General features: G+C 41.7%; 18 protein-coding genes and 2 riboswitches. Of the genes, 3 read left to right on the plus strand and 15 right to left on the minus strand.

The features are described 5' to 3' along the window. Window positions 1-3: 3 nt before the first annotated feature. From E2626_RS11095 to E2626_RS11105, 3 genes are all read right to left on the minus strand, one after another. The gene (locus E2626_RS11095; RefSeq protein ID WP_134381836.1) at window positions 4-1,044 is read right to left on the minus strand and encodes a ribonucleotide-diphosphate reductase subunit beta; all 1,041 of its coding nucleotides are present in this window, start codon (window positions 1,042-1,044) and stop codon (window positions 4-6) included. A gap of 11 nt (window positions 1,045-1,055) precedes the next feature. Beyond that, a complete protein-coding gene (locus E2626_RS11100; RefSeq protein ID WP_134381837.1) occupies window positions 1,056-3,329 on the minus strand; it encodes a ribonucleoside-diphosphate reductase subunit alpha in 2,274 nt (757 codons plus the stop codon). 351 nt (window positions 3,330-3,680) lie between these two features. Then, window positions 3,681-3,877, minus strand: a riboswitch (cobalamin riboswitch). Between the two features lie 137 nt (window positions 3,878-4,014). Beyond that, on the minus strand, window positions 4,015-4,590 hold the full coding sequence (locus tag E2626_RS11105) for a YitT family protein (RefSeq protein WP_134381838.1): 576 nt from the start codon (window positions 4,588-4,590) through the stop codon (window positions 4,015-4,017). Window positions 4,591-4,856: 266 nt separating this feature from the next. On the opposite strand from E2626_RS11105, the gene E2626_RS11110 reads away from it, so the two are divergent. Further along, window positions 4,857-5,402 (plus strand): glutathione peroxidase, encoded by a 546-nt coding sequence (locus tag E2626_RS11110; protein WP_134381839.1) that lies wholly within the window; start codon window positions 4,857-4,859, stop codon window positions 5,400-5,402. 112 nt (window positions 5,403-5,514) lie between these two features. Here the strand turns inward: E2626_RS11110 and E2626_RS11115 are convergent, their stop codons facing one another. The 5 genes from E2626_RS11115 to E2626_RS11135 all read right to left on the minus strand — a co-directional run bounded on the left by E2626_RS11115 (window position 5,515) and on the right by E2626_RS11135 (window position 9,704). Next, window positions 5,515-6,816 carry a Na+/H+ antiporter NhaC family protein gene (locus E2626_RS11115; protein ID WP_134381840.1) on the minus strand — a complete coding sequence of 434 codons (1,302 nt, stop codon included), beginning with the start codon at window positions 6,814-6,816 and terminating at the stop codon, window positions 5,515-5,517. Window positions 6,817-6,962: 146 nt separating this feature from the next. Beyond that, a riboswitch (SAM riboswitch) is annotated at window positions 6,963-7,068 on the minus strand. Window positions 7,069-7,163: 95 nt separating this feature from the next. Continuing rightward, window positions 7,164-7,619, minus strand: a complete 456-nt coding sequence (locus E2626_RS11120) for an SRPBCC family protein (RefSeq protein ID WP_134381841.1) — start codon at window positions 7,617-7,619, stop codon at window positions 7,164-7,166. Next, on the minus strand, window positions 7,616-7,963 hold the full coding sequence (locus E2626_RS11125; protein WP_244094304.1) for a MerR family transcriptional regulator: 348 nt from the start codon (window positions 7,961-7,963) through the stop codon (window positions 7,616-7,618). Before E2626_RS11125 ends, E2626_RS11120 begins: the two co-directional genes overlap by 4 nt. A gap of 91 nt (window positions 7,964-8,054) precedes the next feature. Continuing rightward, window positions 8,055-9,134: an acyl-CoA dehydrogenase family protein gene (locus tag E2626_RS11130; RefSeq protein ID WP_244094305.1), complete on the minus strand. Its 1,080-nt coding sequence runs from the start codon at window positions 9,132-9,134 to the stop codon at window positions 8,055-8,057. Between the two features lie 42 nt (window positions 9,135-9,176). Further along, window positions 9,177-9,704 (minus strand): DUF4242 domain-containing protein, encoded by a 528-nt coding sequence (locus E2626_RS11135; RefSeq protein WP_134381842.1) that lies wholly within the window; start codon window positions 9,702-9,704, stop codon window positions 9,177-9,179. A 158-nt stretch (window positions 9,705-9,862) separates the two neighbouring features. On the opposite strand from E2626_RS11135, the gene E2626_RS11140 reads away from it, so the two are divergent. Continuing rightward, window positions 9,863-10,288, plus strand: a complete 426-nt coding sequence (locus E2626_RS11140) for a winged helix-turn-helix transcriptional regulator (protein WP_134381843.1) — start codon at window positions 9,863-9,865, stop codon at window positions 10,286-10,288. A 39-nt stretch (window positions 10,289-10,327) separates the two neighbouring features. Here E2626_RS11140 and E2626_RS11145 read toward each other — a convergent pair whose 3' ends face one another. From E2626_RS11145 to E2626_RS11160, 4 genes are all read right to left on the minus strand, one after another. Further along, a complete protein-coding gene (locus tag E2626_RS11145) occupies window positions 10,328-11,101 on the minus strand; it encodes an ABC transporter permease (protein ID WP_134381844.1) in 774 nt (257 codons plus the stop codon). Window positions 11,102-11,105: 4 nt separating this feature from the next. Then, a complete protein-coding gene (locus tag E2626_RS11150) occupies window positions 11,106-12,068 on the minus strand; it encodes an ABC transporter substrate-binding protein (RefSeq protein ID WP_134381845.1) in 963 nt (320 codons plus the stop codon). A gap of 18 nt (window positions 12,069-12,086) precedes the next feature. Next, complete coding sequence (locus tag E2626_RS11155; protein WP_134381846.1) at window positions 12,087-12,869, minus strand: ABC transporter ATP-binding protein; 783 nt, start codon at window positions 12,867-12,869, stop codon at window positions 12,087-12,089. A gap of 220 nt (window positions 12,870-13,089) precedes the next feature. Continuing rightward, on the minus strand, window positions 13,090-13,848 hold the full coding sequence (locus tag E2626_RS11160) for a MerR family transcriptional regulator (protein ID WP_134381847.1): 759 nt from the start codon (window positions 13,846-13,848) through the stop codon (window positions 13,090-13,092). A gap of 255 nt (window positions 13,849-14,103) precedes the next feature. On the opposite strand from E2626_RS11160, the gene E2626_RS11165 reads away from it, so the two are divergent. Continuing rightward, on the plus strand, window positions 14,104-15,291 hold the full coding sequence (locus E2626_RS11165; protein ID WP_134381848.1) for a hypothetical protein: 1,188 nt from the start codon (window positions 14,104-14,106) through the stop codon (window positions 15,289-15,291). Window positions 15,292-15,357: 66 nt separating this feature from the next. Here E2626_RS11165 and E2626_RS11170 read toward each other — a convergent pair whose 3' ends face one another. The 3 genes from E2626_RS11170 to E2626_RS11180 form a co-directional block, all read right to left on the minus strand. Beyond that, window positions 15,358-15,579: a WYL domain-containing protein gene (locus E2626_RS11170; RefSeq protein ID WP_134381849.1), complete on the minus strand. Its 222-nt coding sequence runs from the start codon at window positions 15,577-15,579 to the stop codon at window positions 15,358-15,360. Window positions 15,580-15,863: 284 nt separating this feature from the next. Beyond that, window positions 15,864-17,681, minus strand: a complete 1,818-nt coding sequence (locus E2626_RS11175) for a YhgE/Pip domain-containing protein (protein ID WP_166786799.1) — start codon at window positions 17,679-17,681, stop codon at window positions 15,864-15,866. A 2-nt stretch (window positions 17,682-17,683) separates the two neighbouring features. Further along, on the minus strand, window positions 17,684-19,624 hold the full coding sequence (locus tag E2626_RS11180) for an efflux RND transporter permease subunit (RefSeq protein ID WP_134382035.1): 1,941 nt from the start codon (window positions 19,622-19,624) through the stop codon (window positions 17,684-17,686). Window positions 19,625-19,686: the final 62 nt, after the last annotated feature.

Below are 19,686 nucleotides of genomic sequence, written 5' to 3' on the forward strand. Positions count from 1 at the left end.
TGTTCAAAGCTCATCAAATCCATTGGAAGACGACACCTTTGTATACGTTCTGGACTTCTGCTCAAAGAAATCTGATTTTGTCTCATTCATCATTTCATCACTGAACACCTGAATCCACGGCATCGGATTTTTCAGTTCTGCAAATGCATTCTCAAGACCAAGCTGCCTTAAGCGTTTATTTGCCAGATACTCCACATAGAGCTCAAATTCGTCCAGATCAATTCCCTCGATCTCCGCTAAAATTTCACGTGACCATTCCTTTTCAAGTTCAACCGCCCTGCCAATAGATTGATAAATATAATCTATATTTTCAGCCGAATTCAGCTCAGGATTCTCCGCTAAAAGAATTCTGATAAACTGTGACATGAAATAAGCATGCTGCATCTCATCACGCTGAATATAGCTGATCATCGTACTCGTTTTCAGCATCTTCTGGTTTCGTGCCAGATGATAAAAGAATGCAAAGCCCGCATAGAAGTAAATCCCTTCAAGGTTGATTGAATTGACAGCCAGTTTAAATAAGTTTGAAGGTGTCGGGTTTTCCCGGAATTGTTCGTAAGCTTCTAAAATATATTCATTACGCTTTCTTACAATTGGGTCGTTTTTGGCTTCATTAAATCTCTGATTCTGTTCACTAACCGGAACGAGCGAGCTCAGAATATATGAATAAGATTCATTATGCACTGCTTCCTGCTGTGAAATAACAGCAAATATGGCCTTAAAGCTTGAATCAGTGACATAATCCATTACCTGATTCATCGTGGGCGTCTGCAGACTGTCGAGTGAAGCAAGCTGCGTATTGATACGAAGAAAGATATCCTTCTCTTTTTTACTCAGCTGATCCCACTGTTTAATATCATCCTGCATATTAATCTCCTGCGCTTTCCAGAAGTTTGATAGCAGTGTCTGATACAGATCGTACATTTGCGGGTGGGCAATATCATTCCAGTTTAACAACCCTGAATTTTCACCGTTAATAATCCCGGTTGATTTATTCGGGTGCACCGGATTCAGCAGCTTCATTTTCTTAAGTGTCTGTGTCATCATTTTCCTCCTTAACTGTGGCAAGCTTCACATTCATCAATCTCAGCCTGTGATGTACTTCTAACGTAATACGTTGTCTTCAGACCGTTTTTCCACGCTTCCATATGCATATTCAGCAGTTCTTTCGCTTTAATCGTATGCTTCACATAAAAATTAAAGCTGATCGACTGATCGATATGCTTCTGACGGGCAGCGTTCTGACGGATACTCCAAAGTTGATCCAGTTCATGACGGCTCTTTTTGTAGTAGCTGTATGTTTTGTGATCAAGATCCGGCACAGTGACTTTAAACTTAAAATTCTTTTTCTCCTCGGCATATTCGACCGCATAAATGGGATCAATCCCATCTGTGGAACCACCGATTTTCGCTGTTGAAGAATTAGGCGCCACTGCCATCAGCCAGCCGTTTCGAACACCTTTTTCAACAACTTCTTTTTGTAAGCCTCTCCACTTTTCAGCGTGATAGCCTTTTCTTTCAAAATAGCGTCCACTCTGCCATTCAGAATCTTTAAATTGGCTGAACTGCCCTTTCTCTTCTGCAAGATCTTTAGATGCTTTTATCGTTTCAAAAGCAATGGTTTCATATAAATTGTCCGCGTATTGAACGGCTTCCTCAGATTCCCACTGGATATTTTCAAGTGCCAGCAGATGGTGCCAACCGAATGTACCAAGACCAATCGCACGGTATTTTTTATTCGTTCGCTGTGCCTGACCGACAGAAATATTGTTCAGATCGATCACGTTATCAAGCATTCTTACCTGAATCGGTATGAGTCTTTCAAGTACGTTCTCTTTAACTGAACGCGCAAGATTAATAGATGACAGATTGCACACAACAAAGTCTCCCGGCTTTCGGACAATGACAATGTTCCCGTCTTCATCTTCGAACTCTTTTGTAATGGTTGTTGCAGACATGTTCTGTGCAATTTCAGTACATAGATTACTGCAGTAAATAGACGTCCGGCCCTCTTGAAGCTTATTTGGATTTTGTCGATTTACTTCATCTCTGTAAAACATATATGGCGTTCCCGTCTCAAGCTGCGACACCATAATACGTGCCATCATATCCATTGCACGGTACGTTTTTCTCGGCAACAGCGGATGGTTCACTGCCTCTTCGTATTTTTCAGTAAAGTATTTCTGATCCGTTTCATCATAAAAATCTTCCAACCCGAGCGGCTGACCCTGTTCATCCTTCCATCCCATAGTCGTTTTCACTTCATGCGGGCAAAACGTATGCCATTCTCCAATGCTGCGACCCGTTTCATCTGTCTCTTCAAGCTTTTGCATAAACAAGTCCGGAATTGTGACACCTGTAAAAATATCATGCGCTTTTCTTCTTTCATCACCGTTATTCGTTTTCAGGTCCAGGAATCCATTCATCATATCCTTATGAAAAATATCCAGATAGACAGCAACTGCTCCCTGCCGCTGACCAAGCTGATCAACACTGACTGCCGTGTTATTTAACAAACGAATCCACGGAATCACACCTGATGAATTCCCTTTAAACTTTTTAATATCAGAACCAAGCGCTCTCACTTTTCCGTAATACACACCGATCCCGCCGCCGTCTTTACTGAGCCTTGCGATATCCCAGTTATTTGTGTAAATGCCGTCCAGCGAATCTTCCACAGTATCAATAAAACATGAAGCAAGCTGTCCACTTTTTTTACCAGCGTTTGATAATGTTGGTGTAGCGACTGTCATGTAAAGGTTACTCATCGCCCAGTACGCTTCTTTTACAAACCCGAGACGTTTCGATGGTTCCTCATCTTTCATCAGCAGCATGGCAATAACCATAAAACGCTCCTGCGGCAGCTCGAACAGATTGCGGTCATGATCGCGTGCCAGGTAGCGGTCGGCAAGAAGAAACAGGCCGATATAATTGAAGAGATGGTCTCGTTCAGGTTCAATCACCCGGCCCAGTTCATGAATATCAGTTGTTGAATAAGTATTGAGCTCTTCACTGTAAATGTCTTTATGTATTAAGGTTTCAATCAGTTCATGGAAGTCCCCGTATTTTTGAGACGGGTCATATTTTCTGTTTGAAGACGCCTGCTCATACAGTTCATCCAGATATAATCTCGCTGCTAAAAACGTCCAGTCAGGTGTATCCATCGCGACATTGTTCAGTGCATAATGCATCGCATAGTCTCTGGCGGTGTCTTCCCGGTGTGAGAGCTGTGCCATCAATTCTGTTGCATCCAGTTTGTATTCAACTGCAGTGTCTTTGATTGTCTGCAGTGTTTGATTGAGATTGATTTGTTTTTGTATTGCTGTCATGTTGTTCCCCTCCGATTTATATAAGTTACTAGGTTTTCAGCAGACACCGCAGCCCCTTTCCGTGGAGGACTTCGCTTTCCTGCCCCCGGGCGGTGAGCCTCCTCGGCTTCGCCTGCGGGGTCTCACCTGTCCCTTCCTGGGGCGGGAGTCTACGTCCTCCACTACAAGAGGCTGCTGGGGATTGCTAGAATTATCTACAACTATTTCAAGGGTAGATTAAAAGGAAAAGTACAAAATAAAAACCGCCCATCGGAATAGGCGGTAAGATAAACGATTTGCATTATAAGAGCACAGTCCACAAGAAGAACCTGTCTGATAAAGCCATCGTTTCTTTCCTCACACCCCGAAGAAATGAAAACAAAAAATAAGACAGGTCTCCTGACTTGTGCGTCACTCTACTCTGAACCCTTCCCGTATAAGCACCCGTTAGAGCTTTCTTATACAGTGGACTGTTCATTTCGTCAGCACATACAGTTGCGGGGGCAGTTCCGGATTCTCACCGGATTCCCTTTTAAGCGATTTCTCGCATCTTATCTTCTGGCAACACTATATGTAGTTGTTTCATAAACAATCAATACTATATATTGAATATTGATATCTTACATGAAAGAGTTCGATTTGGCAAGAAACTTTAAGCAGGCAATTTGAAAGGTCGCTTTAGGACACGATCTTTTTAAATATCCGGTCACTCGATTCTTTTTTTATGTACGATTAGTGCGGTAGTAGCACCTACTACTGTGATCACTCCGCACGAATATAAAAATGTGTGAAGTCCAAGTGTTTTAAACCCAAGCAGTACAACAATGCCGTCTATGATAAAAATAAGAACCCCTGCATTTATAGATGTCGCTTTCGAAACCATATGAGCCAACAGGTCTGTGCCACCTGTGCTCGTTTCAAAACGCAGCATAAGTCCTATACCGAAACCGATGAACAGTCCCCCTGTCATCATACTTGGAAAAATCGGCATATGAATAAATGTTCTCAGCGGCGATAGCCAGTCTATTAACAACGATGAAACCAATAAGCCATGCAGACTATTATAAAAATACACTCTTTTAAAGAACCATGCATATATAAAAAGCGGCAGACTTAATAGGATCATTGCCAGACCTGCCTGTACTTCGAAATAATAATGAACAATTAACGCAAGTCCGATTATGCCGCCATCAAGTAAATGATGAGGTACTAAGAAACAGTTGATTCCGATGCTTAACAAAAGGCTTCCGAAAATGATCGCCATGCTTTGTTTTAAAAACATATGACTCCCTTCGAGAGATCTTTAATGCTTATTGTATGAATGCATGCAAAATGTATTACGAACTCTCTTGTGAAAGGTGTTATGAGTAGTAGGTATTTCAATCATTCAACACACCCAAAAAAGGTTAAAATTAACTATATATAAATTAATTTTAGTTCTTTGGGTTTACTTTATATCAATAAAGGATATAGGTATAAAAACCTCTACAAAATTGAATACGCAGCCTGAACAATACGTTCAGATTGTCCACTAAGGAGATAGAACGAATGACTATTTACGATTTTAAGGTTAAAACATCAAGCGGCTTTACAAAAAGTCTCGATTCATACCAGGGAAAACTTTTATTAATTGTTAATACAGCGACTAAATGTGGCTTCACTCCACAGTTGGAAGATTTACAAAAGCTTCAGGAGCGTTACGAGGAACAAGGGCTGCAGATACTCGGTTTCCCTTCGAATCAATTTGCTGAGCAGGAGCCGCTTAACGACGGAGAGATTACACAGTTTTGCTCAATGAATTACGGTGTGAACTTTCCTATCTTCAAGAAGATTAATGTGAGAGATCAGGATGCATCTCCACTATTCAACTATCTGACTGAACAAATACCTTTTCAGGGTTTTGATATGACTCACCCTACCTCAAAATTATTGGTTTCCATCATTAATGAGCGTTTCCCTCACTATATGTCTGGAGATTCTATTAAGTGGAACTTCACGAAATTTTTAGTTGATCGTGATGGACGTGTAATAGAGCGCTTTGAATCCACAACAGAGCCGTTTGATATGGAAGAAAAGATTAAAGTTGCTCTTTAATAACGTAGCCACATTTAAGTGACCTGACCCCCAAAAGTTGAACTTTTGGGGGTCAGCGTATAATTAACTATATGAAAAACACCAGCATGGTGACCACACGGACATTTATCTGTTAAGCAACTTTCTTTTTAAAACGTGGAAACTGAATCGCAATCGCGATTGCCCCTGATAAAGCAAGCAAGATCGGATAGATACAATATGGTACAATTTCCGCCGGCGAAATACCTGCTACACCTGCAACGGCAAGAAGCTGCGCACCATAAGGGATTATACCCTGTACAGAGCTTGAGAAAATGTCGAGCAGACTGGCTGATCTGCGGTTATCAATTCCGTACTCATCTGAAATCTGTTTTGCGAGTGGTCCTGCTGTAATAATCGAAATGGTGTTATTCGCTGTAGCCAGATTTACTGTACTCACAAGTCCGGCGATACCAGCTTCCCCACCTTTTTTCGTCTTCACACGCTTTGTGACTGACTGAAGCAGGAATTCAATTCCGCCGTTTGCTCTGATTAATTCAACAAGTCCTCCAAGCAGAATCGCGATCATCGCAAGCTCCTGCATATTTGAAAAACCTGTTCCAATCAACCCGATTAAGTCCATAAAACTGTATTGTCCGAGCGCCAGACCGACAACACCTGCAAAGATGATTCCGCCAAGTAAAACCAGAATCACATTTGCACCGGCTACAGCAAAAATCAAGACGCCCAGATAAGGCAGTACCTGAACAAGATTATAAGGGTTATCCCCATCAATAGAAGCGCTGTTACCTGTTGTCATTACCCCAAAGATGATTGCTGTAATAATTGCTGCAGGCAGAACAATAAAAATATTCGCCTTAAATTTATCTTTCATTTTCGTACCCTGTGTACGCACAGCTGCAATGGTGGTATCAGAAATGATTGATAGATTATCACCAAACATTGCACCACTGACGATTGCACCCATCGCTAATGCAACCCCAATATCAGTCTGTTCAGAAAGCCCGAGACCGATTGGTGCAAGTGCAACGATTGTTCCGACTGAAGTTCCCATTGAAATTGAAATAAAACACGCAATTACAAACAGCCCGACAATCAGCAGGTTCTGAGGAAGCAGTGACAGCCCAAGGTTGACTGTTGAATCAACTGCACCTGCACCTTCTGCTACTGAAGCAAATGCACCGGCTAAAAGAAAAATCACGACCATTAGGATGATATTCGGATGGCCGCCACCCTTAGCAAGCTGCATCGTTTTCGTCTGAAAATCTGTCTTTCTGTTCATTAACATTGCCACTAAAATCGCTGTGAACAATGCTACTAATACAGGCATGAAATAAAAGTCACCTGTTAAAATTCCTGATCCGATAAAAAGTAAAATAAAAACACCAAAGGGTATAAGAGCAAGCGGATTGCTCTTCATTGTTTCCTGTTCCATAAAAAAAGCCTCCTATCTATCGTTTTCGTGTCCTGACTTTACCGAATGTATTACTTTCTCTTAAAGCAAAATACGAACAGGTTTTTCAGACACAGAAAAAACCTCTCCAATAAGAAAAAGAAGAGGCTAATAAAAGCAAACAACTTTTCTTATCTCTCAGGCAAACGCCTGCTGGAATTGGCACAGTACTCAACGCTCGAGTCCGCTGCCGAGGCTTCAAAGGGCCAGTCCCTCCGCCTCTCATCATAAGAAGATGTGTATTTAATTATTAATGATTGTTGAAATATAAGTGATTCAGTTGGATAAGTCAATACAATCTTTTAAATTAAGAATTTTCAATCTTATACTCAGGAAGTGCGCTCAGCTTCACTCTTCACTCTTTCAAGGAATTCAAAGACCACTTTGTTATCCTGTTTTTTGCCTGCAAGCTTCATCATTGCTTTGCCAACAAAATTAGCTCCCTTATTAACTCCCTCATAAATCAGCCTGGTCTGCTGTTCACTTTCTTTTAACAATCTAAAAGAAAAAGTAATATCAAACGCTTTGCCTAACACAAAGCTGATTTTCTTGAATTTCTCATTTTCATGATCTTCATACGCCAGAGTATGCACTGTGTAAGTTTCTACACGTTTACCTTCACTATAGGTTTGCTGGTGCTTCGCGCCTGCCTCCGTTTCTTCACCTTCTACCAGTTCGTGTGACATGACCTTTGGCATAATTCTCTTAATATTTTTATCTGTGAACAAGTCCCACACGTGTTCAATATTCGCATCAATTAATATTTCTTCTTTCCACGTAATCACATTTCATCATCCTTTCCAGATTCTAAAAATTGATCAATTTCTTCGATCTTAGCCTTCATTTCCTCAATTTCATTCAATATTTTTTGCCGCTTCTGCTTCAGCATAGCTTCCAGGTTTTCAAAAGATTCATCTCTCATCACTTCAGACATTTCCTGAATACTGAAGCCGAAACTCCTCAACTTCACAAGCAGGCTCGCTAAAAAATAGCTCCCATCGTCATAATAACGGTAACGATTTTCCGGATCTATGTAAGCAGGCTCAAGAAGGCCGACCTCTGCATAATATCGAAGTGTCTCTCTGCTCAAACCCGTAATTTCAGCAAATTCACGTACTTTGTACATCATGACCAGCCCCCTGTGTTTATCTTAAACTATGTGGTGCACGACAAGGTCAATTAATCGAATAAAAAAAACGCCGCATTAGGCGACGTTTCTGTTAGTTAGCCAACAATTTTTCGAGATGTCTGATGGTAGGCGTGAGATTTGCTAAAAAGTAAGCTTCCCTGAGCCTTCGTGCAGGATGGCTTTTTTGAAGGTAAGCTGCACCTCCGTTGTGCAGCATATCCGCCTGAACAGCTTTTAAAGTAAGTTGTGCTGTTTCAAGACGAACTTTTAGGATCTCCTGCCAGTCATTTTCTGCGATTAAATGGTCAGCCCGATTTCGAAGCAGCTTAAGTTCTTGTGACAGCTCATCAGCCTGGACAGATAAATAGGCGTTCGCACCACCCTGTTTAGCTGAAGCCTTCTCAATAGACTGAATAGAAGCAGCCGTTACACCAAAGCCTAGCGGGATCTGATAGAGCACGAAGTATGGACGAATGCTTTGAACAAAGCTCTGCGCATCGGTAGAAATCACATATTTCGCAGGGATATGAACGTCCCGGAACTGACAGGCATACGTAGCACTTCCGTTCACACCAAGATACTCAGCTTTCTCCTTCAGTGTCAGTCCACCGGTATAACAAGGTACAAGCGCCATTACTTCATGATTCTCATCAGCGGATGCAACTACACCGAACCAATGATCCTGACCTAAATTAGATACTGAAGGTAAATTTCCATTCAGGATGTACTCATCATCAGCCTTTTCAGCTGTTAAATGCAGCATTTCTAAACCTGCATAATTTTTCATTGGATTAGAAAGCCCGGTAGCCCCAAGTGTAGACCCATCTTCCAGCTTTTTGAGCAGTTCGTCTTTTAACAGCTGATTATCACTGCTGCGTATATATGTCAGCGATGCCAAATGACACCACAGGTTGAACGCGGTTGTCATACAGCTTTTCGCTGTTTCTTCTACAACTGCCATTTCTCTTGCAACCACTTCTGCAGTAACCTGACCGGGAGAAAGTAATAACCCTGCCTCTCCTAAGCTTTTCAAATAATCTTCTGCATAAAATGCTTCCAAATCTATTTTTTTCACATGAGGCTTCAATTTATTGCTTATTAAAGGTGCTACAATTTTTTCAACCTCTGTGTTTTCTTTCAGCATCTTATTGCCTCCCATCTCATCATGCATGCTTGAAACCTCCGGGACTAGCCCTCCCGGAGGAGATGCGACTTACTTATTAATTTCTGTAATGGAGTCAAGTGGTGTCTTAACAGCCTCACGCGCACGCTTTACTGCATCTTCATCCGGTGCATCATAGAAACAGAGACATTTCGACATATCTTCGCATACATACGTTCTTGCGAATGATACCTCAGGTACTTCTGCATAGTGAACTGAATTTTTCTTCTTGCGTGCTAAATACTGATCCATCGTCAGATCCTCCGGAAGATTCCACTCAACGAGATAATTTACGTTGTTCGCTTCCTTCTTCACTTCATCCAGATCTTTTCCGACGATTCTGACTTCTTTTAATAAATCAACTTGAATATTTTTCTCTTTAAGTAAAGATTCAAGCTGGTCAGCTACATCTGCTTCAAAAATATAGAACACTCGGCTGAAATCTTTTGAAACCTGAACTTCTATCAGGTTAATCCCATTTGATGCAAACGATGTTTTTAATGCTGATGTTTCATTCTCAAAACCTTCCTTATGACTGATCGCCTTTTTTAAAGTTGATTCCACTAAATATAAACTCATTTTAACCGCTCCTTTTTTAAAATTGAATAATTCCGATAAAAATAATCAGCTTTAGCTGTTAGGGTTATATTATTATACTAAGTTCAAAAAATCAACCTTGTTACGAATTTAAAATATGTTATGCTCTAGATAATGTAAAATAGCCTGGAGGGACGACAATGAAAGCAACATACGACTTACCATGTAACATCGCCCAAACGTTAAATATCATCGGTGACCGGTGGACATTACTGATCGTTCATGAAATTTTGACTGGCCGAAAAACGTTCAGTGAAATGAAAAAAGGACTGAATGGAATTTCATCCAATCTCCTTTCGGATCGCCTGAAGTATTTAGAAAGCAGCGGCTTGATCTCAGCTTCTCTATACTCCGACCATCCACCACGCTATGAATACAACCTCACTGAGAGCGGTCAAGATCTTGAAGATGTTTTTAACGCAATTATTTTATGGGGTAGAGCAAATTTGGATAAATGCTATAAAAAATTAATTCATGAAAAATGTCGGACAGAAGTGAATATTGCTTACTATTGTCCACACTGCGATGAAAATGTTGATGAACTTTCAGTCGTTGAAGTGGATTAATGTGTAATAAAAGACAGAGACATGATGCTCTGTCTTTTATTATTTCTGATCATTCGGTATTACGCCCCACTGCTTTTCAATCCATCTCTCAAACAATCTGATTCCTTTATCAAGCAGCAATCCACAAATTCCAATGAATATAATGCCCGCAAGGACCAGGTCAAGTCTCAACAGATTTCTAGCATCCACAATTAAATATCCCAGCCCTGACTGAGATCCCACCATCTCCCCTGAGACGAGGAAGATCCAGGCGGTACCTAATCCAATATGGAGACCATTTGCAATAGATGGGAAAGCAGCAGGAAAGATGATTTTAGTCATGAGCTGCGGCTGTTTGATTTCAAGGTTCTTAGCAAGCTTTAAATAGGTCTGATCAACCTTTTTCACACCTGAAACCGTTGACAGCAGCACTGGGAAAAATGCCGCAATAAAAATAATTACGATCGCTGGTGCATTACCAATACCGAACCACAGGACGATAAAAGGTGACCATGCAATTGGTGACACCGGTCTTAACACCTGAACGATCGGGTCAACGACCGCCCATACTCTTTCCATCCTGCCAAGCAGAAGGCCCAGAAAAACAGCCAGTACAACAGCTGAAAGATACCCTGCCAAAAAACGCAGCATGCTGACACTGAGGTGCTCGAATAATGTACCATCAGCGATCAGACTGACAATGCCCTGAGCGACCATTAACGGTGTAGGAAGAAGTGCTTCCGGCATATCAGTCAACATCGTAGTCACCTGCCAAATGGCTATGATGATAGTTGCACCAATGAATACATTTCCAGATTTTTTAAGCCATTTCATCCAATCACATCGCTTCGTCTATTAGAGTTTGGTCTACAAATTCTTCGTAGGAAGGCGGGTTATCTGTCAGTCCCATCTCCTTAAGATATGTTCTCAGCTGTTCATAGGAATCCTCAGGAATTCTTAAGTCATCATAAGAGATCCACTCAAATGAAAGATCCATTACTTCATCATTTACATCCATGTATTCTGATGAAATTTCTTTTACATGGTCATCCTTCAGCTCCGCTTTGTTACCTGCTTCTACATAGCTATTTACAAACGCCTGAGCAGTCTCCTGATTATCCTGAATAAAATCATTGTGTAAGATTAGTGCACAATCGACTGAATTCTCCCATACTTCGTTATCCTGATATAAAACTTTTCCTGTCTCCAGTACAACTGACTGGGCACCGAATGGTTCTGCTACAACATAACCAGCGATTCTTCCTTCTGAAAGTGCAGCAGGCATTTCAGCCGGTGGCATTTCTACAACATCCACATCTTCATATGCCACGCCTTCTGTCTTCAGCATTTGATATAAAAGAACATTGTGAGTTGAGAATTTATGAGGAACAGCAAACGTTTCTCCGACAAGGTCCTGAACACTATCAATTTCATTTGCAGCAATCAGCACATTACCATCACGATGACCAAGCGCTACTGCCTTCAGGTCAATTCCCTGCTCTTTTGCTCTCATAGCAACAGTTACAAGTGCTGAAGCACCATCAATTCTCCCCGTATTCAATGCATCCATCAAATCTGGCCACGACGGAAATTTAACCAGTTCAATATTAAACGGCTGATCCTCCTCTTCATTCATCTGGGCTTCAATATACAGAGGTACTGCATGTGTAATCGGTAAATACCCAAGCTTTATTGTAGGTTTATCTGAACTGCCTTCACCGCTGTCATTGCTACCGCACGCACTTAACACCATCGATACAGCTAAAAGAAGACTAAGGCTAATCAATTTTTGACGTTTCATTTCTTTTCCTCCATCCGGTTAAATATTATATTCAATTGGCGGTTTTGAGCTGGCCAATTGGAACTCCTCCAAAATCATTTTCCGGTAATACTGAAAATCGTCACTGCTCCTGTCTCTCGGTTTATATGAATCAATTTTAATTTCTTTCTGAATGTGCCCTGGATTAGAGCGCATGACCATCACCCGGTCGGAAAGATAGATTGCTTCGTCAATATCATGTGTAACGAGTACTACAGTTGTTTTTGCTTCTTTTTGAATCTTCAACAGTTCATCCTGCAAGTAATAACGGTTAAAAGTATCAAGCGCACCAAATGGCTCATCCATTAAAAGTAATTCAGGTTCAATGGCAAGCGCTCTTGCAATTGCTACACGCTGTTGCATCCCACCTGAGAGGTGACGCGGAAATCGATCTGCCTTATCTGCCAAACCAACCATGTCTAAGTAATGCAGCGCACGTTTTTTACGATCACCCGTACTGAGTGGCAGATCCTCTATGCCAAGCTCTACATTTTTCAACGCTGACCGCCATGGCAGCAAACCATAATGCTGAAATAACATGACACTTTTTCTGCCCGGTTCGGTAACTGGTTCACCATTAAAATTCACACTACCTTTATCTGGTGTTTCGAATCCTCCAATCAAATTCAGCAGCGTACTTTTTCCACACCCGCTTTGACCCAGTATTGAAATCGTTTCTCCCTTTTTAATATTAAATTGAATATTTTCTAATACCTGTTCTCTTTTCTCACTGCCCGGATAACTTTTAGAAAGCTCTTTTATCTCAATAACTGAATCACTCAACCTGCCAACCTCCAATTCCCTTAATCCTGATAAATTTAGTTGGTTTTAATAATGTCAGTAATTTTATTATACTTTGTTCAAAAAAACAACTCTATTTTAGGAAAAAGCCAAATTTTCTGTAAAGTATTTTATGAAAAATAGTGCGCTATGGTTTTCCATCTCAGCATGTTATGCACAAAAAAACGAACCTCTTCACGTTCAAGAGATTCGCTCCTGTACATTATTTACCTGCATAAACGTAAATCGCATCACGCAAAAATACTGTTAAGCCTTTAATGTGCTGATCGTAATATGCAGTAAACCGTTCATCGCTCACATACATATCTGCAAGACCCGCATGTGCTTCTTTTGAATATTTCGGCCATGTGAAGGCAAGCCACTTTCTGTGAAGGTCTACTGCTTTCTGCGCTTCAGCTGAAGCAGGGTCACCTGTTTCATATGCTTTTTTCAGTTCAGAAATAAACGATTTTTCAATGTCATTCATACGCACGTAATCTGCTTCTGACAGCCCCATCATTTTAGCATTACTGTCGTCCATTAACTGATCACCATATTTATCGCGGACTTCCTTACCGTATTTCTCTTCATTTTCATCGATCATTTTTTGCTTAAACCCCTCAAACTTTTCATGATCTGACATCGAAATGCCTCCTCCTTTACTTTCAATCGTCTTTTGAACGGTTGAAATAATCTGTTCAAGACGGGCATGTTTATCCTGCAGTTTTTGAATATGCTGCTGCAAAGCCGGAACCAGGTCAAAGTCCGGATGATGAATGATTTTTGTGATCTCTTCCAGGCTGACATCGAGCTCCCGGTAAAACAGAATCTGCTGCAGCAGATCCACTTCTTTTCCGCCGTAAATGCGATAGCCTGAAGAACTCATTCTTGCAGGTTTCAATAGACCAATCTCATCATAATATCTGAGTGTGCGGCCGCTCACACCAGACAGCTTTGCAAGTTGATGTACCGTATATTCCATCTGCACCCCTCCTGACAAATTAAGCATAAGGCTTTACGCAACGTGAAGGTCAATAGATTAATCCCAACTATTTTAATCAATGTAATTTGTACAATGTCATCGATAAAAAACAGTGATCTTCATCTGATTCTTCAAAAATTCATCATTTTTTTTCACATACATCTAATATAAATTCGATTAATTGGAAATTAAAGTTTTTAACTACATCATTTTAGGTTAAAGGAATAGAAAGTACATACCTGAGGTGGTGATACGATGAGCGATTCATATTATACATTGGGATTAATTACTGCTCCCGGCTATCCCAGTGAACTGGTTGGGACCATCAAAAGCGATCTGCCTGACCTGTTGGCATATTATGTGGATGATACGCGGAAATGGAAGATTGATTGTAAAGTCGATTCGTTAACAGGAGGAACTGATCAGTCAGATGAAGTCATGAAATCGATTATTGAAAAAAGATCTGAAAATGAATGGGATTTCACTGTCGCCCTGACGGACCTTCCACTTTTAAAAATGAAGAAAGCGATTATAGCTGAAGCTTATCAGGAGGAAGGTGTCGCTTTGATCAGCCTACCCGGACTAGGCGCTGTGCCACTTGCAAGAAGGGTAAGAGATTCGATTCTTCAGCTGGTCAATGAGATGTTTTACACGAGTACTGAAGAAGGACGTGAAAAGGCGGAAGTACGGCTGGAGCATAAAGATCAGCAGGAAGATAGAAACCTGAAAAATAGAGATCCAAAGCGTCTGGTCGGGAGAAGGGGCATTGATAAGCTTTCACCAATTAAAAGAGAAACGCCTGAAGGGACAGAGAATATAGATGTTCAATTTAAAGTGAATTCCTACGGTGGAAGTATGTTGAGACTTGTTACCGGCATGGTTCGGGCTAATCAGCCTTGGGCGATGTTCCCTTCGTTTAAAAAGGTAATCATGATTGCATTTACAACCGGTACTTACGCACTTGTATTTCCTACTTTGTGGCTTCTCAGTAACGATTACAGTGTATGGCGCATGTTCATGCTCTCGGTTATCTCAATTCTGGCAATGGTATTCTGGATAATATCTGCTCATAACCTGTGGGAAAAAAAGAGAGTGACTGAGAAAGAAGTCCACATTAGAAAACTGTATAATGCGACAACATTTCTGACCTTATTTACTTCAGTATGTCTTTATTACGGGCTGCTGTTCATACTGTTTTCGATTGCAGTGATGGTGCTGATTCCAATGAGCCTTCTGCAATCAGAGGTTTCACCTGATACAGGGTACATCAATTATTTTTATATTGCATGGACGGCTACCAGTGTCGCAACGATCATTGGTGCTCTTGGTTCAGCGCTTGAAGATGAAGAAGTTGTGTTATCTTCAACGTACGGATACAGACAGCGTCAGCGGTATGAAACGATCAGAGAAATGGAAGAAGAAAAAGAGGAAAACAATAGGTAATAAAAGGAGTCCTTTCATAAGATCAGCCTTCAATAGTGATCTTCTGAGAGGACTCTTCTCACATGATTAAATAATCAGTTTTTCTTTTTTAATCAAAGGTTTCATAGAGAGTACCCGGTCATAGTGAAAAGTCCGAACCGCTCTTCTTTTAAGGCAAAATGCTGTAAATGATGTATCTCCAAGCTTCCTGATTAAAACTCTGCGTTCTGAACAAACGCCATCACTTTTCATATAAATCATTTTGACCACAAGCCCCTGCTTCCAGTAGCGGAACAATTTTTCTTTCATGACCATTCCTCCTCTTACTTTTATTATACGAACAAATGTTCTAAAAGTAAACTGTAAAGCTGTTGTGATAATAATTTAATGATAAAAAGCTGACAGGTGAATTATGCCTGTCAGCCGGAAGATGGTTATGAAATTGTACATCTAACATGTAGGTATTTAGACATGATTCCGCGAACATCTGTGTTTATTCTAAGAACGCGACCTGTCTTTCTACGAACAGCAGCGGCTATTCTCCGAACCGCGCACATTTTTCTACGAACCCTAAACGTTTTTCCACGAACCCTTTATCTGAAAAGGTCCAGCAGACGATCCCAGAAGCTCTTCTCTTCCACAGTTTCTTCTTCTGTTTCTTCAGCATCTTCTTTCTTCACGCTGTCTGTCTTAATGACAAATTGAACCGATTCAACACTTTCATTTTCCTCAGATACAAATGAAACCGGCTCGAAATCTGATTTATCAAATTCACTCAGCATCGCATCAATTTCTACCTGAAGCTGATCCGGCAGCTCGCTTGTAGCTGAGGCTAGCTCTGATGTTCCACTGTATAACGCGCCTGCACCATTTTTAAGCTCATCAGTACCGCCTGTCAATCCGCCAAGTCCACTGTGCAGCTCCCCATATGAACCTGCAAGCTGACTGACGCCGCCGGTATATTCATTCAATCCTGAATGGAATTCTGCATAGTTTGCTGCGAGCGTTGCAAGTCCCTGCTGCAGCTGACCCAGTGATTCATCCATATTGGTTGCTGCGAGTCCATTTTCAAGCTGGTCAGCAATCGTATGCAGGCTACTGCTCATTTCACCTAAAGCACCTGTACTACCTGAAAGTGCACCAGGGACGGCTGCAAATGCTTCCTGCGTCTGTCTGTATGTTTCTTTAACAGCAAGTGATGACTGATAGCTTTCAACGAGCTTATTGACTGTTGCTTCATCTGCTCCGCTTTCATAAAGCGCTGCGATCTCCGCTTCACTCACATGATGTTCAGGCATCCCTGCGATGGCCTGATTGAGCGCATGGTAAGCCTGCTCATAGCTTCCGCTTAAGTTTGTCAGACCGGTTCCTACTTCATCAAGTCCGCCGGCGATCTGTCTGAATGCGCCCGGAAGCTCACTGAATTCACTTGTATCAACGTCGCCAATACCCGCTCCGACAGATTCACTCATCTGATTTAATGCCTGCTGAATAGAAGATGATCCTTCTATTAATCCACCGGCATTTTGCGAAAGCTGCGTGATGCCATCCCGGAACTGCGCTGATCCGTCATACAGGCTCGCTGTACCATTATTCAGCTCAGCGATTCCGGTCTGCAGCTCACCCACGCCGTTATTCACTTCAGCAGTGGCATCAGAAAGTGATGTCATTTCCTCTTTCACTTCTGTTGTATCCGGTTCATCAATGGACATCGATGACGGGACGGCTGCAATTTCAATCGCTTCCATTTCAAGATCCGTTACATCTGCGCTGACTGTATAGCTTTCTTCTTTTTCTGGCAGCACGGTAAACGTCACCTGTCTATTCTTACCGGCAGTTGCAATTGTTCCATCAGTCGCTTCGATATTTTTAACCCGCTCACCGTCAAATGTCATTGTGATCTGAACCATATAGTTGTTAAAAAAGAGTTCTTCTCCGGCAGTGTTTTGGGAGGAATCAATTTGAATCTTGAGCGCCCCCTCCTGACCAACCAGGGAATCAGCAGCTGCAGCTTCACCATTTAACGAGTAGCTGATATCAAAATCCCATGGCAGGGCACGGTTCTCAAGGTTACCCTGATAATAGAATTCTTCTTCCTGCGCGTTCAGTGTGATCTGACGCTCCTGCTGTTCAATTGGTGTCAGGTCAGTCAGGTTTTGAACGCTGGTATACTCACCGAAATCAGTAATCTCACCGAAGTTACTGACAGTGAAGTTATTGACGACATAAAGATCCTTTTGATCACCGGCAGCATCGAGCGTTGCATAGACGACTTCTGTTTTTTTATCAAAAGCGCCTTCTCCTGCCTGTTCGTTGTTTTCAGCAGTATTTTGTGTTTCTGCTGAGACCAGAAGCGCTGGCATTGCCAGTAGAAATGCTGCAAAACCTGCGCTTGTGCGTTTAAATTTCATTGTCATTTCCCCTTATAAAAGTTTGCTTTCCATGTTGTTTTTTCAATCACTTTATCAAAAATCACCAGCAGTGCCGGCAGAACGAATACAACCATGATAAACGCCAGCAGCGCCCCTCTTCCAAGCAGTAAGCCGATTGAAGAGACCACCGGGTTGGTTGAAGTCAGCCAGAGAATAAAGCCGACGCTGGAAAGAATTGAAGCAGATACGAAGATCGCAAACAGCTTTTCATCAATTGTTTTCTTAATCGCTTCAAGTGCCGGCATTTCCTGCCTGAGTTTGTAGTAATTCTCTGTAAATAATATGCCGTAGTCCACTGTAGCAGCGAGCTGAATCGTACTGATCAGCAGATAGCCGATATAGACAAGCGGCGCATCAGTAAAGTACGGAATTGCCAGGTTGATCCAAACTGATGCCTGAATCGTAATTAACAGCACAACCGGAATTGAGAGTGAACGGAATGTAATGAGTAAAACCAATGCAACCGTCACAACTGTCATGATATTTACTAACGTATTATCCTTCTGAACAATCTCTCTCATATCATATAAAGTGACACTTTCACCGAGCAAATGCGTGTCATCGTAATAGCGATCCGCAGTCTCTTTGACTTCTTCAATGAGTGAGAATGCAGCCTCACCTTCCGTTGCAGTGTCTGCAAAAATTGTGATTCTTGCATAATGTTCTGAATAGAACTGTTCCGTTACGGATTCGTCGAGATATTCCGGTGGAACGGCTGCTCCAGCAATATTGATATATGACATAACACCTGAGACGTGCTCTAGCGTTTCAAGCTCGCGGACAAGTTCTTCCTCTGTCCCTCTGTCTTCAGCAGGTACCAGCAGCACCATTGGCGTTTCTTTTCCAAAAACCTCTTCAGTTGCAATGGCATCCTGACCTGCCCGGGTATTTTCCGGATGCTCCCCGGCTCCGTAAATAAACGTCGTATTGTTTTGAGCTAAAAAGGCTGGGACAATGAGCAGCAGTACAAGTATCAAACTTGGCACTCTGAACTTAATGACACGTTTCCCTACACCTTTAAAGTCTGGAATGAACTGACGGTGTTTTGTCCGGTCAATCCATTTATAAAACATGAGGGTCAGTGCCGGTAAAAAGATAATGACACTGATGAAACTTAGCAGGATACCTTTTACGAGATTAATCCCTAAATCTGACCCGATGCCAAACTCCATAAATGTGAGCGCCATAAATCCGAAAAATGTCGTAGATGCGCTCGCTATGATTGCAGGAAAAGACCGTTTCATCGCAAGCTTCATCGCAACAGTCGGATCCTCCACTTTTTTACGGTAGTCAGAAAAACTATGAAGCAGGAATATGGCATAGTCGAGCGACACCGCCAGCTGCAGGATCGGAGCGACTGACTGTGTGATAAATGAAACTTCTCCTAAAAATATGTTTGTTCCTAAGTTGATCAGAATCGATACACCGATTGCTGTTAAGAAAAATACCGGTTCAATCCATGAGTTCGTCGACAATATCAGAATCAGAATAATAATCGGAACAAGCAATAGCGCTGCGTACATTGATTCGTCACCGGCCATTTGCTGAGAAACTGCAGTCGTGACCGCTTCACCTGTCAGTGCATTTTCTTCACCAATCAGGTCATACACTGCGTTCGTGACTTCCACTTCTCTTTCATCTTCAATTGTAATGGAAATCAGCGCTGCCTCGTCCTGGTAGTAAGATGACATCATTTCATCATCTGCCATTTCAAGCGGAACAGTCAGATCCATGACATCATCGAGCCATGTGACGCTGCTGATTCCATCAATTCCTTCGAGCTGCTCTTTATAATCAAGCGCTTGAGCAATAGTGACATCCTGAATCATCACTCTCGCATTCGGTACAGGTTCGTCAAATTCACCCTGCATGATATCAACCGCCTCGATTGACGGTGCGTCATCAGGCAGATAATCTGCCATATTGTAATTTACAGATACAGCAAATTGAGCTGCCACACTGATGATTGTGATGATAAAAAACG

The sequence above is a fragment of the Jeotgalibacillus salarius genome (assembly GCF_004405125.1).
In the GTDB taxonomy this organism is placed as follows: Bacteria; Bacillota; Bacilli; order Bacillales; family Jeotgalibacillaceae; genus Jeotgalibacillus; species Jeotgalibacillus salarius.